The sequence below is a fragment of the Mesorhizobium sp. M8A.F.Ca.ET.021.01.1.1 genome (assembly GCF_003998025.1).
In the GTDB taxonomy this organism is placed as follows: Bacteria; Pseudomonadota; Alphaproteobacteria; order Rhizobiales; family Rhizobiaceae; genus Mesorhizobium.
In genome coordinates this window covers 1-1,468 of the sequence record NZ_RZSJ01000905.1, presented here as the reverse complement: position 1 = coordinate 1,468, position 1,468 = coordinate 1, and the positions used below count along the sequence as shown (strand labels likewise).

General features: G+C 69.6%; 1 protein-coding gene and 1 pseudogene. Both read left to right on the top strand.

Translation table 11 applies throughout. The features are described 5' to 3' along the window. Positions 1-124 (top strand): annotated as a pseudogene (locus EOA36_RS39000) (EamA/RhaT family transporter); the annotation flags it as partial. A 55-nt stretch (positions 125-179) separates the two neighbouring features. Next, the coding region (gene hrpB, locus EOA36_RS35290; protein WP_127281223.1) for an ATP-dependent helicase HrpB at positions 180-1,468 on the top strand (1,289 nt) is incomplete at its 3' end.

The following is a 1,468-nucleotide window of genomic DNA, read 5'->3' as shown; positions in this document are numbered from 1 at the left end:
CCCGGACTGGCTGTCGCTTGTCGGCCTCGCGGTCGTCGGCGGCTCCGGCCTGCTGACCATGGTGCGCGAAGAAGTGCGGCTGGGTACGGTGCGCTGGAACCCGTTTTCGCGCGCCCGGCTTTGAGTTGCCGCGGTCCGATAAGTTGCACCGCCCCCGTGACGGCTGATATGCGGGCCCAATGACGACCAAATCCTTGCCGGAGCTTCCAGTATCCGCCGTGCTGCCCGCGCTGAGCGAGGCGCTCGGCTCCGGCAACAGCGCCGTGCTGGTGGCGCCACCCGGTGCCGGCAAGACCACGCTGGTGCCGTTGGCGCTGCTCGACGCGCCCTGGCTGGGCACGGGCAAGATCGTGTTGCTCGAACCGCGCCGGCTGGCCGCCCGCGCCGCCGCGCGGCGCATGGCCGAATTGCTGGGCGAGGAACCGGGCGCCACGGTGGGCTACGCCATGCGGATGGAAAACCGCACCTCGGCACGGACCAAAATTCTGGTCGTCACCGAAGGCGTTCTGTCGCGGATGGTTCTTGACGACCCTGAACTGCCCGGCGTTTCGGCAATCATTTTCGACGAATTCCACGAGCGCTCGCTCGACGGCGATTTCGGTCTCTCTCTCGCCCTCGACGTGCAGGGCGCACTACGGCCGGATTTGCGTCTGCTGGTGATGTCGGCGACGCTGGACGGCGCACGGGTCGCGAAACTCCTGTCGGGCGCGCCGGTGATCGAAAGCCAGGGCCGCGCCTTCCCCGTCGATGTCAGCTATGATGAACGGCCGGCTGGCATCGCCATCGAGGATGCCATGGCCAGAGCGATCCGAGCGGCGCTTGCCGAGGAGAGCGGCAGCGTGCTTGCCTTCCTGCCCGGCCAGCGCGAGATCGAGCGCACCGCCGAGCGGCTGTCCGGCCAGGTCGGCGCCGACACCGATATCGTCCCGCTCTATGGTCAACTCGACGGCAAGGCGCAGGACGCGGCGATTAAGCCGGCACCGGCGGGCCGCCGCAAGGTGGTGCTGGCGACCTCGATCGCCGAGACCTCGATCACCATCGACGGCGTGCGCGTCGTCATCGATTCCGGCCTGTCGCGGCTGCCGCGCTATGAACCGGCCAGCGGCCTGACACGTCTGGAGACAGTTCGCGTCAGCAAGGCTTCCGCCGACCAGCGCGCCGGCCGCGCCGGGCGCACACAGGCCGGCGTCGCCATCCGGCTGTGGCGGGCCGAGCAGACGGCGGCACTGCCCGCCTTCACGCCGCCGGAAATCCTCGAGGCGGACCTTTCCGGCCTGCTGCTCGACTGCGCCGCCTTCGGCGTCGCCGATCCAACCAGACTTGCCTTCCTCGATCCGCCGCCGGCGCCGGCGCTCAATGAAGCAAGGGCGCTGCTGCGCGCGCTCGATGCCATCGACGAGGCCGGGCGCTTGACGGAAGCGGGCGCTTCGATCCGCAAGCTCGCCTTGCCGGTGCGGCTGGCGCATAT